At 60.0% G+C, this 14,033-nt stretch carries 13 protein-coding genes; 9 read left to right on the top strand and 4 right to left on the bottom strand.

All coding sequences use genetic code 11. From position 1 onward, the window contains the following. Positions 1-26 precede the first annotated feature (26 nt). The 7 genes from ACTM86_RS04600 (at position 27) to ACTM86_RS04570 (ending at position 7,253) form a co-directional block, all read left to right on the top strand. Complete coding sequence (locus ACTM86_RS04600) at positions 27-296, top strand: hypothetical protein (RefSeq protein WP_441036914.1); 270 nt, start codon at positions 27-29, stop codon at positions 294-296. 480 nt (positions 297-776) lie between these two features. Continuing rightward, complete coding sequence (locus ACTM86_RS04595) at positions 777-1,700, top strand: GIY-YIG nuclease family protein (RefSeq protein WP_441015762.1); 924 nt, start codon at positions 777-779, stop codon at positions 1,698-1,700. 9 nt (positions 1,701-1,709) lie between these two features. Beyond that, on the top strand, positions 1,710-2,813 hold the full coding sequence (locus tag ACTM86_RS04590; RefSeq protein ID WP_441015759.1) for an ADP-ribosylglycohydrolase family protein: 1,104 nt from the start codon (positions 1,710-1,712) through the stop codon (positions 2,811-2,813). A gap of 596 nt (positions 2,814-3,409) precedes the next feature. Continuing rightward, positions 3,410-4,567, top strand: a complete 1,158-nt coding sequence (locus ACTM86_RS04585; protein ID WP_427727853.1) for an IS110 family transposase — start codon at positions 3,410-3,412, stop codon at positions 4,565-4,567. Between the two features lie 203 nt (positions 4,568-4,770). Then, positions 4,771-5,313 (top strand): DUF4352 domain-containing protein, encoded by a 543-nt coding sequence (locus ACTM86_RS04580; RefSeq protein WP_154517316.1) that lies wholly within the window; start codon positions 4,771-4,773, stop codon positions 5,311-5,313. Positions 5,314-5,352: 39 nt separating this feature from the next. Further along, a complete protein-coding gene (locus ACTM86_RS04575; protein WP_154517313.1) occupies positions 5,353-5,775 on the top strand; it encodes an XRE family transcriptional regulator in 423 nt (140 codons plus the stop codon). Positions 5,776-5,873: 98 nt separating this feature from the next. After that, positions 5,874-7,253, top strand: coding sequence for a serine/threonine protein kinase (locus ACTM86_RS04570; RefSeq protein ID WP_441015753.1), 1,380 nt, complete (start codon positions 5,874-5,876; stop codon positions 7,251-7,253). A gap of 38 nt (positions 7,254-7,291) precedes the next feature. On the opposite strand, the gene ACTM86_RS04565 is transcribed toward ACTM86_RS04570, so the two are convergent. Together ACTM86_RS04565 and ACTM86_RS04560 are read right to left on the bottom strand one after the other, a co-directional pair. Further along, positions 7,292-8,425, bottom strand: a complete 1,134-nt coding sequence (locus ACTM86_RS04565) for a coiled-coil domain-containing protein (RefSeq protein ID WP_441015750.1) — start codon at positions 8,423-8,425, stop codon at positions 7,292-7,294. A gap of 263 nt (positions 8,426-8,688) precedes the next feature. Further along, the gene (locus tag ACTM86_RS04560) at positions 8,689-8,994 is read right to left on the bottom strand and encodes a hypothetical protein (protein ID WP_441015747.1); all 306 of its coding nucleotides are present in this window, start codon (positions 8,992-8,994) and stop codon (positions 8,689-8,691) included. A 220-nt stretch (positions 8,995-9,214) separates the two neighbouring features. On the opposite strand from ACTM86_RS04560, the gene ACTM86_RS04555 reads away from it, so the two are divergent. Further along, positions 9,215-10,471 carry a carboxylate--amine ligase gene (locus tag ACTM86_RS04555; protein ID WP_441015744.1) on the top strand — a complete coding sequence of 419 codons (1,257 nt, stop codon included), beginning with the start codon at positions 9,215-9,217 and terminating at the stop codon, positions 10,469-10,471. Between the two features lie 85 nt (positions 10,472-10,556). After that, positions 10,557-11,303 (top strand): aspartate/glutamate racemase family protein, encoded by a 747-nt coding sequence (locus ACTM86_RS04550; RefSeq protein ID WP_229770678.1) that lies wholly within the window; start codon positions 10,557-10,559, stop codon positions 11,301-11,303. 123 nt (positions 11,304-11,426) lie between these two features. Here ACTM86_RS04550 and ACTM86_RS04545 read toward each other — a convergent pair whose 3' ends face one another. Then, positions 11,427-12,173 carry an energy-coupling factor transporter transmembrane component T family protein gene (locus tag ACTM86_RS04545; RefSeq protein WP_441015741.1) on the bottom strand — a complete coding sequence of 249 codons (747 nt, stop codon included), beginning with the start codon at positions 12,171-12,173 and terminating at the stop codon, positions 11,427-11,429. Further along, positions 12,166-13,917 carry an ABC transporter ATP-binding protein gene (locus ACTM86_RS04540; protein ID WP_441015738.1) on the bottom strand — a complete coding sequence of 584 codons (1,752 nt, stop codon included), beginning with the start codon at positions 13,915-13,917 and terminating at the stop codon, positions 12,166-12,168. The genes ACTM86_RS04545 and ACTM86_RS04540 overlap by 8 nt, the downstream gene beginning before the upstream one ends. Positions 13,918-14,033 lie beyond the last annotated feature (116 nt).

Genomic DNA, 14,033 nt, shown 5'->3' with positions numbered 1-14,033 from the left:
ATAGTCCCGGTGGGTGTGGATGCGGCTTGTTGTTGCTTCCGGTTATTGCTGTGAGCATTGGCGTTATGTTTGCGCTTGCCGGGTTGGCGGCAGCGGCACTCGTGTTGCTGATCGTGGCCATTGGCGTGACGATTTGGCTCTGCCGCAATCGCGAGCAACGCCATGCCGACGGCAAGACCGATGTGGGATGGATTGTCTTTTTGGTTACCGCCTACCTGTTGAGCATCGGCTACCTTGTGTTCTTTGTTTTGCTGCTCGTTAGCACCTTTACCGGGGAATCCGTCACGGTGGGCTAGGCTTCGACGAGCCTTTTGAGGATGAGGCGAGGGGGCGGATGGGACATGTTGTTCAAGACGGAGTGCGACGCGCGGGCGGCAAGAAGATCGCGATTCCCATCGGCAAGCAGGACGCGACCGTCTTCCGCAAGGTGATGAGCGCAAAAGACGCCATCTAAGAGTTCGCGCCGGCGCTAGGGACGGCCGATCAGGAGCGGGCACTGCGTATTGCCCGAGTGCGGGCGAGACGGATGGTGGCGTGGATGATTCGCGCTTATCTTCCTTACTTTCGGATTATTCACCAAAAATAGCTGTGCGGGCACATCACGAACAATCGCCAAACAAGGCATAAACACGGGCGCGGGGCTTATCGGCTTCGTGCTCTTCTTCGCCATAAGAAACGACAACAGCAGAGCGGTTAGCCGAGCGCTAATTTTCGTCTGGAAAGCGAGTGGTATGATTCGACCTACAGGCTTTTCAAACTGAAACGGCGGAATTAACATGGGAAATGCTGTTATAACGCTCAGGGATTTGATGCCGGTGGCGCACCCAGAGAAGACAAAGATCAAATTCAACATGAATGCTGGCGACGTGAACGTGCGCGCGTACGACATGCTGTTGAAGGACACCTCGACCCCCGAGAAGACCGATAGCGGCTCGCGATGGTACGAGATGAACGCGTGGAGGAGCGCGACGGGACAAGCGAATAACAACCTCAACCATGCGGATTACCTGATCTCGTTCGCACAGTACTACACCTACGGGCCCGAGTACTTCATCTTCGGCGGCATGCACAAAGTGGAGAAGGCAGTACCCGAGGTGCTGGGCGGCGTGGGCTACAAGTTGACGCTTCTTCCCGACTACGAGGCCTACATCAAGCGCCTCATCATCAAGTTGAAGAAGCCTATCGGGCGCGACATCTACAACAAGTTCTACGAGAACACGATGCACGACTTCGAGCCCGTAGTGTACGAGTACTCGATGAGCCTGGGCAACGTTGCCCCTTTTCCTGGCTACAAGTACGTGTGTATCGACCACAAGACCTTGCAGGCCGTTATCGCCAGCGTGGGCTCCGACTGGTACTGGGCGCTGGACAACGTGAAGGGCGTCTACTGCATCACCGACACCGCGACGGGGAAACTCTACGTGGGTTCGGCCTCGGGCGACAGCAAGAAGGACGCGGGCGCGGACTTGGGTATCTGGCAGCGCTGGAGCGCCTATGCCAACCCCATGGACCCGACTGGCGGCAACAAGGAGTTCAAGGCCATCGTGGCCGAGCACGGAACTGGGTACATCGTGGAAAACTTCACCTACTCCATTCTAGAGGTGTGCGACACCAAGATGACCACCGCCGAGGTGTGCGAGCGCGAGAGTCACTGGAAAGACGTGCTTTGCTCGCGCAAGTTCGGCATGAACTGGAACTAGGTGCGCGCCATGGGCTTGTTACGGACGGTGAGGGACTGCGTGTACGGCATGGCCGTGGGCGATGCGCTCGGCGTGCCCTACGAGTTCAGGCCGCGCGGCAGCTTTACCTGCACGGACATGGTGGGCCTCGGCACGCACAACCAGCCTGCGGGCACATGGAGCGACGACACGTCCATGGCGCTCGCGCTGTGCGACAGCTACCGCGAGCTCGGCGATATCAATTGCGACGATATCCTCGTCAAGTTCCGCAATTGGATAAACGAAGGCGCATACACCGCCGACGGGAACGTCTTCGACTACGGCAACGCCACCAGGCAGGCGCTCGATACGGGTTGCGGGCTCACAAGCGAATACAGCAAGGGCAACGGCTCGCTCATGCGTTGCCTGCCTATGGTGTTTATGGAATGCTCCGACTGCGACATAAGGGAGGTCAGCGCGATCAACCACGCTACCGACGACTGCTGCCAGGCCTGCGTGGACATGATCGCCTATGCCCGCGAGGTGCTTTACAGCGGGCACGCCGGCTGCGAGAGTGAGGACAGAGCTGGTGCCAGCGGCGGCTACGTGTGGGATACTTACCACGCCGCCATCTGGTGCCTAGAACATACCGACAACTACCGCGACTGCGTACTGACCGCCGTGAACCTGGGCGACGATACCGACACCACGGCTTGCGTGGCCGGTGGATTGGCCGGCATCCTGTACGGATACGAGGGCATTCCGACCGAGTGGTTAGAGGCCTTGCGCGGCAAGGACGTGATTGAGCCTTATTTGTTCGGCGGGGCTTACGGTGATGACCTGTGCAGGTTCGTTAAGCGCTTCGAGGATTCGCTGGACGGTCCCACCCGCGACTTCCACGCGTTGGCCCATGACATGTTCGGCCTGGGTTGGCACATGGACTTTGGCGAGGCCTTTGCCGGGGCATATCCGCGCTCCGGTACGGCCGAAGGACTGCGAGAGGACATAGACACCATAGACGACGTTGGGCTTCTGGGCAGCGGCGTCTTCTCTCGGTGGCGCTATATAACGCACTGGAAGTACGATAGCGTGCCTGATGAGGACGATCTGGAGTGGTTCAGGCTGGCGCTCGGGAGGCTTCGCGAGCTGGCATAGGGGTGCCGTGATTTGAATCGCTTGCCTGAGGTGGCTGATGCCGACTTAAAGCACGGGGAGATATACCGCAGCGCTATTGCTTTATTGCCTGAGTGATCTTAGGACCATACCTTTTATTCGATAGCGGGGCGACGGAATCGTCGAACACCATGCGCGCGCTATCTTCGACGGGCAGCCCCCCTCATGGGCATCTTGCAGGTGAGAGGGGGGCGGCTAACGTCGGCCAGAGGCGCGGCAAGGGCGCTTTGGTATCAAGCTGCAGCCTCAATCACCGCTCCATCTGAACAGGCATCTTCTCAATCCAGTACCAATCTGGCTTACAACCCATTACAGTCTGAAGTGGGCCACCGATAAATTTCGATGGCGAGCATTCGGCGCATTGCCTACGATACGGGCAAGCCCCGAGGGGCCGCCGATCGGGCGCCTCCGGATGGCCGTCTGCCCCTGCCCCGTAGAGGGCCGGGGGGTGTTGCCACCGGGGGCGCTCGCCGCTCCGGACGACTGATAGGAAACTGCCGGGCGCAAGCGCCACGGCCAGGTAATGTGGGTGTCGCAGGGAGGGGTTCCGATCGGCCTACCGATTGGAGGATAACACCGTGGCACCACCTAGAATGCCGGAAGCCGTCATCGGGCTCGATGTCGGGAAATTGTCCCATTGGGCATGCGTCGCGACCCGGGACGGCGAGATACTGCTGAGCGCCCCCGTCGCGAACAGGGAGGGCGATCTGGACTCGCTGTTCGGCCGCTTCCCCGACGCGCTCGTGGTCGTCGACCAGTCGCGCAACATAGGCGCCCTCGCGCTCGCCCGCGCCAAGGCGGCCGGGATGTCGGCGGCGTACCTGCCGGGACTCGCGGCACACGGGGCCGCCAGGCTCTTCGCCGGCGACGCCAAGACCGACGAGCGGGACGCAATGGTCATCGCGAAGACGGCGCTGGGCATCCCCGACGCACTCCTGCCGGTCGGGGATCCGGGCCCGACGGTCGCGGCGGCGAGGGCGCTGGCCGCCCAGAGAAACTTCCTGACCTGCGAAAACACCAGGAGCAAGAACCGGCTGCGCAGCATCCTGCTGGAATCGTGCCCCGCCTTCGAGGCGTTGGTCGACCTGTCCGACGGTCCCCAGCTGAGGCTCATGGCATCCCTCGGCGGGGCCTGGTCGGTGGCCGACGCCGGGCCCCGCAGGGCGGCGGCGCTCACGCGCGGGGCGGCGCGCGGCAAGATCGAGGCCCTCGTCCGCTCGACGGCCTCCTCGACAAGGCCGGATGCGGCGGCCATCGCCGCCGAGGACCGGGCGGTGAGGCTGCTCGCGCGCAGGATCTCCGAGAACTCGGCGGAGATCGATGTGATCACGGCGGAGATATCCGCCCTCCTCGAGGGCGACGATACCTACCGATGCCTCCTGACGGTGCCGGGGATCGGCCCCAAAACCGCTTCCGAGCTCGCGATCTCCATAGATATCGAAGACTTCCCAAGCCACGACAAGCTCGCGTCGTACTGCGGCCTGGCGCCGCGCAACCGCCAGTCGGGGACCTCGATCTCCTCGGTGACGGCATCGCGCCAAGGCAACAAGAGGCTGAAGAACCTGCTCATATTCTCGTGCAACTGCCTTACCCGGACAGAGGGAAGATGGGGCGATTACTACGCTAGGTGCCGAGAGCGGGGCATGCCGCACGGCAAGGCGCTCAAGGCGCTGGCACGAAAGAGGCTGAAGGTCATCTACGCGATCATGCGGGACAGGGTGCCCTACGCCGCCTAGTCGAAGCGCTCCGAACAGATTGGAGCCCATCGGCCGAAAGGCCTGGCGTTAGCATGTCGCGATTCAATCTCGAAAACAGCATTGCCCAGTTGACAAAACTATAGGAACACCCCCATTAGCTCCCAGCTAATGAATTTGAGCTCGCTGCCTTCTACGATGTGCTGTGTACCGGCGCGGTAGCCGGATCGTAGGAAGGATGCATAATGAAAAAGCTCGAAAACGAAGTGCTGCTGAGCCGTCGCGCTGCACTTGGCGCATTCGCCACCGTCGCCTTGGGGACTGCCGGTCTTCTTGCCGGTTGTGGTAGCGATAAGGCGACCGTCACCGAGGACGCTGGCGATGGCGACAAGAAGGAAGAGGCGAAGAAGGAAGAGCAGCCTACGACTGACCTGGCGGTTGGCACGACGGTGACCACAGCTGCCGGTCTTTCCGTCGTTGTCGATTCCGTCCAGCCCGGCCTTACAAATTATGACGGTTCGACCATGACGGGCATTCACGTCACGTACGTCAACAATGGCGATGAGGGCGCAGATTACAATATCTACGACTGGAAGGGCGAGGACGCCAACGGCGCCCAACAGAATCAGGGTTACTACAGCGAGGGCTCCGATGAGCTGCAGTCTGGTACCCTTTCCGCCGGTGGCTCCGTGGCGGGCAATATCTACTTTGATGGCGATATCAAGAAGGCACTGTATTTTGCCAATATGTTTGATAAGTCTGCCACTGCAAGCTGGGTGCTGGCCTAGCATGTCGCTACCGTTGCGCCGGATGGGAGGTGAAGTCGTATGCCCGATAAAAAGCTGACCGAGGAGTTGCTCAATGAGCTTCTCGATGCGCCGAACATCGATGGCTATATCAGGGAGCACGACTTTGCCGCCCCGTCGCTTTCGGATTACCTGAAGCAGCTACTGCAGGAAAAGGGCTTGGAGCGCTCGCGCGTGGTTCGTATGGCCGATCTCAATGAGACCTTTGGCTATCAGATCTTTACCGGTGCGCGTCATCCGAGTCGCAATAAGGTGCTGCAGATTGCCTTTGCGATGGCGCTGACGCTCAAAGAGACCAACCGTGCGCTGACGGCTGCCGGGGTAAGCGTCCTTAACTGCAAGGACCGCCGCGATGCGATTATCATCTTTTGCATCGATCGCGGGTGCAGCCTCCAAAAGGTCAACGAGGAGCTGTATCGCTTTGGCGAGGAGACGGTGAATTAGCCGCTGATATCTGAGCCGGCGGAGCTGTCGAACAACGATGCAAACGAACGGGGCGCGGATGCCATGGGGTGTCTGCGCCCTGCGCTATGATGGAGGCTATGGATACTCAGACCCCAACATATTCCAATGACGAGCTGACCGCAGCGCTTGCCGAGCACCTGGCGTCGCTCGATCGCGACGACAGCTATCGCGTGGAGCGTGTACTTAAGCGCTCGTCTGTTGAAACAACCGAGCTCGTGTACTTTGAAGGAACCGGCGGTGGTTCGCTCGGTCCCTTTGTCCGTAAACGCATCGATGCTTCGGCTCAAATCGGCGGGGCATACGAGCGTCTGTTTGCCGCTCAGCGGGCAGGCAGGCGTTTTGAGCACCTTCCCAGAATCGTCGATTGTCGTCGTGCGGGCGACGAGCTCAACGTGGTTATGGAATATATAGAAGGGGAGACACTCGGGGCACTGGTGGACCGTCTGGGAGCCGCTCCCGATTATGCGCGTGAATTGTATCCTGTCCTTTGCGACGCCGTGGGCGAGCTCCATGCCGGTTTTGCAATGGCGGGGGAGGCTTCGGCGCCGGTGATCCATCGCGACCTCAAGCCGTCGAATATCATCGTGGCAGGTGCCAACTATACGCCTGATGACGGCCTGACGTTTTCATCGCTGGTGATTATCGACTTGGGGATCGCGCGCGTGTGGCGCGATGGCGCCGATGCCGATACTGTCAAGTTTGGGACACGGCCCTATGCGCCGCCCGAGCAGTATGGGTTTGGGCAGACGAGCGTGCGAAGCGACGTCTACGCGCTCGGTGCCCTGCTGTTCTTTTGTTTGACGGGAGTCGACCCTAAACCAGGGCTCGACATGCGCGAGCAATGCGAGGTGCGCGGCATTCCCACTCCACTTGCCGATGTCGTTTGCATGGCGATGGCGCTCGATCCGGCCAAGCGTTTTGCGAGTGCGGAAGCATTGGGACGGGCGACGCGCGCGGCATACGATCTGAGTCGCCCCGTGCGGCCTCCTGCGCCTGCGCCTGTCCGTACTCCGGCCTCGGAGACGTTGTTGACGCCCCAAGGGCTCCAGAACCCCGCAAGGCTTCCTAGGCCTGCCACCTCCGCTGCATGCGGTCTGCTCTCTCGCGTTCCGGAGTCCCTGGGGCGCATTTGGAATACGCTCGTCTGCTTCTCGCTGCTTGTGTTCTTTGCCGGAAGTCACTTTGCCGTCTTTCAACCCACGGGAGCAAACCAAAGCTACCCGACGTGGCTTCTCATAATCGAGTATTTTTTCTTTGTCGATGGCCTTATGGCGCTTATGCATTTTGCGGTGCTCGATAAGCGCCGTCTACGTCGGCGATTCGCACTGCTCGACAGCTATCGCGGCAAGAAACTCGCGAAACTCTGGCTCAAGGCATTGGGTGTGCTGCTCCTATGCATGATCGTCATAGTCGCGGTTGCCAATGCGACCGGCGTCGTCGATACTTCCGTCGCGTAAACAAAAAAGGGCCCCATTGGGGCCCTTTGCAGTTGCACTTAGATGCGGTTCATCTGAGCGGCGACTTTGTTGTACCAGTCCTGCCACGTGGGTGGGCAGTACTTTTTGGCCGCAGCCGGGGTAAGGGTGGAGCCGTAGTTGGCGCCCAGATAGGCAACGTGAGCGAAGATGCCCTCGCTCCAGCTGCCAAAGCTGCGCCAACCGCCGCCACGTGCACTCCAGCCCCAGGCGTTGTAAGAATTGGCGCAATAAGCACCCTTGGTGCTCTCGATGCAGGCGATGGCGGGGGACCAACGGGGGTCGACACCGGTATTCCAAGCGGCGACGGCAAAGTTATAGCCCTGGCCTGCCATAGGGGAGCCGGCGAGGTAATTGTCGATGCGGCTCGTCCACTCATTAATGAACGAATCGTAATCGGAACTACCGGTGTTGGCGTTGTTCACCGTGGTGTCGATGGTGGTGTTGGCGTTGGTGGCCTGGCTGCTGGAATTGCTGCCGCTCACGCCCTCGCCCGAGAGCTTCTCGGCGGCAGCGGCCTTATCGGCCTCAAGCTTGGCAAGCTCGGCGGCATTTTCCTGCTCGGCTTTTGCTTGTGCCTCGCTGCGGAGCTGCTGGGCCTGCGTCAGCGCATCCTCGGCGTTTTTCTGCTCTGCCTCAAGCTGAGACTTGGCCTGCTGGAGCTCGGCCTTGTTCTGCTCGAGTTCGGTTTGCATGTTATTGAGCTCTTCGATCTCGTCGACGCTCGAGCTTGTGATCTGGTTGGTGTATTTGCAGGTCGTGATGAACTCACCCAGGCTCTGTGCGTTGACCAGGAAGCTCACGATGGGGTTGGTGCCCTTCTGGTACTTGTACAGATCGCGCATGGCGGTGCATGCCTTTTCCTGCTGATCGGGAAGCTTCGCCTCGATCTTTTCGATACTTGCCTCGTTGGCGTCAATCTGCTTCTGCAGATCGCCGAGCTTGGTGCGGGCATCGTTGTAGGCGCTCGTGGCGGCTTCGATCTTCTGCTGGGCGGCGGCAAGCTGATCCTGCGTTGCCTGCGAGGCGGCATACGCCGCGACGGGGGAGAGCATCGGCGTGGCCGTCAACGCAACGGCGAACGCGGCGCTCGTGATGATACGAGCCGGCTTCGACGCAATGAGCGCTGCGGTGCGATGATTCGAATGCTGCATCCAGTCCCTCTGCAATCAATCGTAGGTTATTGTTCCTCAGGTATTCTACTACTGCTTTCGACCTCAACTTGAACCTTAAAGGTTTTAAAGGGTCAAGTTGAACTTGAGACTTTGGCTTTGACCTGCAGTTATATCGAATTGTTGAGAAACCATAGAGTTCAACTTTAACGTTACGGGGGCCTGTTTGGGACGGGCTTTGGACTGTGAAAGCTATCTCAACGTTGGGGTTTGTGGCTATAAGGTCCCATTGCGGCGAGCTTGCCCTACTTCGTTGAGCGCCTGGGCGGGGTGAACGAACAGGTGCCGTCGCCGAGTTTGATTACCCTGATGTTGTCCCCGGCGTGGGCATCGGAGACGAGGCCAAACTGCTCGATGGCGGTATCGTGTCCGCCGGCGACGGGCGTCTTGCGCGTGCCTTTGTGCGCCGATGTATCGATGGAGGTGATGTAGGCGGCACCGTCGTAAGCGTCGTTTGCGGTGCGCAGAGGAGCAGTCGCTTGCGCGCGCGGCGCCAACTCGCGTTTTGCGGCATCGAGGATGGGGTTATCGGTTGGAAGGTCCTGGAGCACGCGTGCGCCTTTCACTCGGGGGTATCAATATGCTGAACCCTACAACAACGGTGGGTTCATTGCCGTTTGTCATACGGCGGTGAGTGCGGCCTTCATGCTGGATAATTGCGTTGATTGTCATAGATACAGTGGAGCTTTAGGAGGAAACGGTCCGGCACGCTAAAATAAACAGGTTGCATAAAGACCGCCCGTCGTGGGCAGTTCTAGATAGGAAGTTTCCATGGCATTGCAGTTTACAGAGCGCGAGTTTATCCCCGTGCTGCTCGGTGGCGACATCAACGCCTATTCGGTGGCGCGCGCCTTTTACGAGGAGTATCAGGTCAAGAGCCTGGTCTTTGGCAAGTACCAGACCGGTCCTGCGTACCGCAGCCAGATTATCGACTACACGCCCAATGTTGATATCGACACCATGCCGGTCATGATCGAGACCATTAACGGTGTCGCGCAGGCCAATCCCGATAAGAAGATTATTCTCATGGGCTGCGGCGACAACTATGTCGCGCTTGCCGCACAGGCTCAGGATGCCGGCGAGCTTGCCTCAAACGTCATCGCGCCCTATGCGCCCTACAGCATGCTCGAACAGTGCCAGAAGAAGGAAATCTTCTACGAGCTGTGCGAGAAGCACGGTGTTCCCTATCCGCATACGTTTACCTTTACCATGGCCATGCTCAACGCCCAGGGAGAGGCTCCTGCCGAGGTGCTCGACCGGATCGATTTTCCCTTCCCGATGATCCTGAAGCCTTCCGACGGCATCATGTGGTGGGAGCACGAGTTCGAGGGCCAGAAGAAGGCCTACGAGATCGCCGATCGCGCCGAACTGGAGCAGGTCATTCGCGATGTATACGCGAGTGGCTACACCGATGATCTGATCCTGCAGGATCGCGTGCCCGGCAACGACGAGTACATGCGCGTGCTTACCAGCTATTCCGACCGCAACGGCAAGGTGCGCATGATGTGCCTGGGCCACGTGCTGCTCGAGGAGCACCAGCCTCACGGCGTTGGCAACCACGCCTGCATCATCACCGAGCCCAATGACGAGCTCATGGGCGGCGTGCGCAAGTTGCTCGAGGACCTCAAGTTTACGGGCTTCTCCAACTTTGACGTCAAATACGACGAGCGCGACGGTTCGTTTAAGTTCTTCGACTTCAACACTCGCCAGGGCCGCAGTAACTACTATGTCACCAACAGTGGCTTTAACGTTGCCAAGTACGTAGTGGACGAGTATGTGTACAACCGCCCGTTTGAGCCCGAGTTTGTGACGGCGCAGAACGAGGCGCTGTGGATGGTTGTCCCCATGGGCGTGGTCGATAAATACGTCAAGGATCCCGAGCTGCGCGCTAAGGCGCATCGCCTGGTCAAGGAGGGTAAGGCCGCCGACCCCTCGTTTATGAAGGGCGACTTTGTCTTTAACCGCTGGCTGCGCATGTGGCACACCAAGCTGCGTCACTTTAAGCTGTTTAAGACGTATTACAAATAGGATGAACGTCGCGCCCGCCCGGTTTGTATCGGACGGGCGCGGGTATGATACGCGCAATGGTGCGAGCGTCACCAAGGAGGCGGCGATGGAAAAGCTGGGAGTTATCGGCGGTATGGGCGCCGAGGCCACGTCGTATTACTACGACCAGGTGGTGCGTCACACGGCGGCCGCCCGCGATCAGGAACATATCGACATGGTGGTGCTCTCTAAGTCGACCATGCCCGACCGCACGCTGGCCATTAAGACCGGCGACCACACCGAGTTGCTGGCGACCATGAAGGAATGTGCGCAGGCGCTTGAGACGCTGGGCTGCGCGCACATTGCCATTCCCTGCAACACGTCGCACTACTTCTACGATCAGATTCAGTCGTTTACCTCGGTCCCCATCATCCATATGCCGCGCGAGTCGGTGCGCTATGCGCTTGCCGGCGTGGTGATGGGGGAGTGTGAGTTCGACCCCAACTTGAGCATGCCGGCCGAGCCGGTGCGCAAGATCGGCATCATGGGTACCGATGGCACCGTGGGTGCCGGCGTCTACGGTCGCGAGTGCGAGGCGGCGGGCGTCGAAGTCGTTTATCCCAGCGAGAAGCGCCAGGCCGATGTGATGTCGCTTATTTACGATGACGTGAAGGCGGGACGCGAGCCCGATATGGATAAGTTTGACCGAGTGATGTGGGAGTTTGCCCGCAGCGGCTGCGACCGCGTCATTCTGGCCTGCACGGAGCTTTCGGTGCTGCAAAAGTATCGCGAGATGCCCGAGATCACCCTCGACGCCATGGACGTTTTGGTACGCGAGTCCATCATCCGCAGCGGCGCCCCCTACCGTCTGTAGCCCTCGACCTGCCAAAAAGGGACAGGTTTATTTTGGTAGGTTTTATCTGGGAAAACAGTAAAGGCCTCGGCTCGTTTGTGCGAGCCGAGGCCTTTTGCATTTGTCGGTTGCTGCCAGCGATTGCTAGAACAGGAAGCCGATGGCGATAAGGGCGATGCTGACAATAAGTACGGCAATGTCCAAGCCTTTGATGGGGTAGCGCTTGTACGAGCTCGCACGCGTGCGCAGGTAGAAGCCGCGCTGCTCGGCGGCAAGCGCGGTGGCATCGGTCTTGCCCACGCTCGAGATCAATAGCGGCACGCACAACGGCAGCATGAGCTTGAGTTTCTTGATGGGATTCTTGGTGTCGTACTCGACGCCGCGTGCGGTCTGTGCCTCCATGATGGCGTTCATCTCTTGGCCAAACACCGGCACAAAGCGCAGCGCCGTGGTAAAGGTAAAGGCGTAGCGATACGGCACGTGCAGCACCTCCACGCAGGCATTGGCAAGGTCGTTGAGCTTGGTCACCATGAGCATCAGGATGAGTGGCGGCGCTACGCCCAACAGGCGCAGACAGGCCTTCGAGCCGGTGATGAGGCCTTCGTCGGTGACGAAGCCCCACACCACGTTGCCATCGTGCATAAAGGCCAGCTGCAGCGCTAACATGATGAGTGCGAGCGGAATCAGCAGCTTGAGCAGCGAGAACAGGCGGTCGACGACGCCGGCGTAGGCTCCCAGCGCGAGCGTGAGCGCCAGAAACCCCAACAGCGCCACGTAGGTGTCGGACAAAAAGATGCCGATGATGATGGCAGCGGCGAGGCCCAGTTTGATGACGGGATTCAGACGATGCAGCAGCGTGTCGCCCGGCATATAGTCGATGACATTAACCACGGCGGACCATCTCCTCGGTAATGCGAACGATATCGGTGACCTCGCTCACCTGTGCAAAGGCGGGCGAGACGGAGGATGCCAGACGGCGTGAGAGTTCAATAACCTGGGGCGGTTCAACATAGGCACGCTGCATGAGCTCGATGTTCGAGAACAGCTCGTGCGTGCGGCCGCGATCGAGGATGCGACCGTCGGCCATTACTACGATGCGCTCGGCAAAGTCGGAGACGACTTCCATGTCGTGGCAGACCATGATAACGGCGCAGCCGCGCTCGGCCATGGTGCGCACCGTTTCCATCACGGTCATGCACTCGCGGTAGTCCAGGCCACTCGTGGGCTCGTCGAGCACCACGATCTTGGGCTCGACCACCACGACGGAGGCGAGCGCCACCATTTGGCGTTGGCCGCGCGAAAGGGAGAAGGGCGCCTCGTCGGCCGGCAGACCAAAGCGGTCGATGACGAGCTGGGCGCGACGCAGCGCCTCGGCGCGGTCGATGCCGGCAAGCTCCAGGCCAAAGGCGACCTCGTCGAGCACGGTGTCCTTGCAAATCTGGCGGTCGGGGTTTTGGAAGAGGGTTGCGACTTTGCGGGCGATGCGGCTCGTGGGAACCGATGCCGTGTCCAAGCCCGTAACGCGCACGCTGCCCGATGCAGGCCTAAGCAGACCCGTGAGCAGCTTGGTGAGCGTGGTCTTGCCGGCTCCGTTTTGGCCGACAATGCCCACGAGCTCGCCGGGATAGAGCGTCAGGTTGAGGTCGTGGACGGCGGCGCCACCATGGGGGTAGGAAAACTCAACGTGGTCAAACGTGAGCACCGGCTCGGCGTCTTTCGCATGCGGGCGCAGCGACGGTGCGTGCGGGGAGCCTGTGGGCGCCTGGGCGTCGCTTGTCGCGCGGTCGGGGTCGACGATGCCCGCGATCAGGCGTTCGGCCTCATCAACATCCAAACAGGGAGTGCCGCTGGCCAAGCCATCGGCCTCGAGGCTGTTGAAGATGCGTGTGACGCGCGGGCAATCGACACCGATGGCGCGGAGCTTGTCGGTGTGCGCGAAGACCTCGTGCGGCTCGCCTTGCAGCGCGATCTGGCCGTGATCGAGCACCAGTACGCGGTTGCAGTACTCCGAAAGCAGGGCGACCTTTTGCTCAACGACGACGATGGTGATGCCGAGGTTATGGTTTGCCTCGCGCAGCGTTTCGAAAACCAGTGTGGAGCTGACGGGATCGAGTGCCGCGGTTGGCTCATCGAGCACCAGTACGCGCGGGCGCATGGCGAGGATGGCAGCGATGGCCACCTTTTGCTTTTGGCCGCCCGAGAGGGTGGCTATCTCGCGGTCGCGCAGGTCGCTAATGCCGACGGCCTTAAGCGTCTCGCTCACGCGCTGCTCGATCTGGTCATGCGGAACGCCAAAGTTCTCGAGGCCAAAGAGCATTTCGTCCTCAACGACCGAAGCGACCATCTGCGTGTCGATGTCTTGCAGCACGCTGCCGACGATCTGCGATATGTCGGTGAGCGAGACCTCGCAGGTGTCGTGCCCGTCAACGAACACGGAGCCAAAGAAGGTTCCGGTGTAGTGGTGGGGCACGGCGCCCGACAGGCAGGCGGTAAGTGTTGATTTGCCGGCACCCGAAGGCCCGATGATGCCGATGAAATCTTCCTTGTTCACACTGAGCGAAACGTGGCTAAGCGCCTGCTCGGCCTGCGTGCCATAGGCGAACGAGACATCGTCGACGTTGATGATCGTTTCCATGGATACCTTTCATAGTCATTGGGGACGTTCTTACATGACTAGTCGTTTAAGGACGTCCCCAATAGCTCGTTGTTTGGGACAGTCTTTGCTGGTGAAGCACGGAGACGGCTTTACGA

This window comes from Collinsella sp. HCP3S3_E11, from assembly GCF_052067375.1.
In the GTDB taxonomy this organism is placed as follows: domain Bacteria; phylum Actinomycetota; class Coriobacteriia; order Coriobacteriales; family Coriobacteriaceae; genus Collinsella.
The sequence above is the reverse complement of the archived record's forward strand: the minus strand, read 5'-3'. Positions and strand labels throughout refer to the sequence as shown.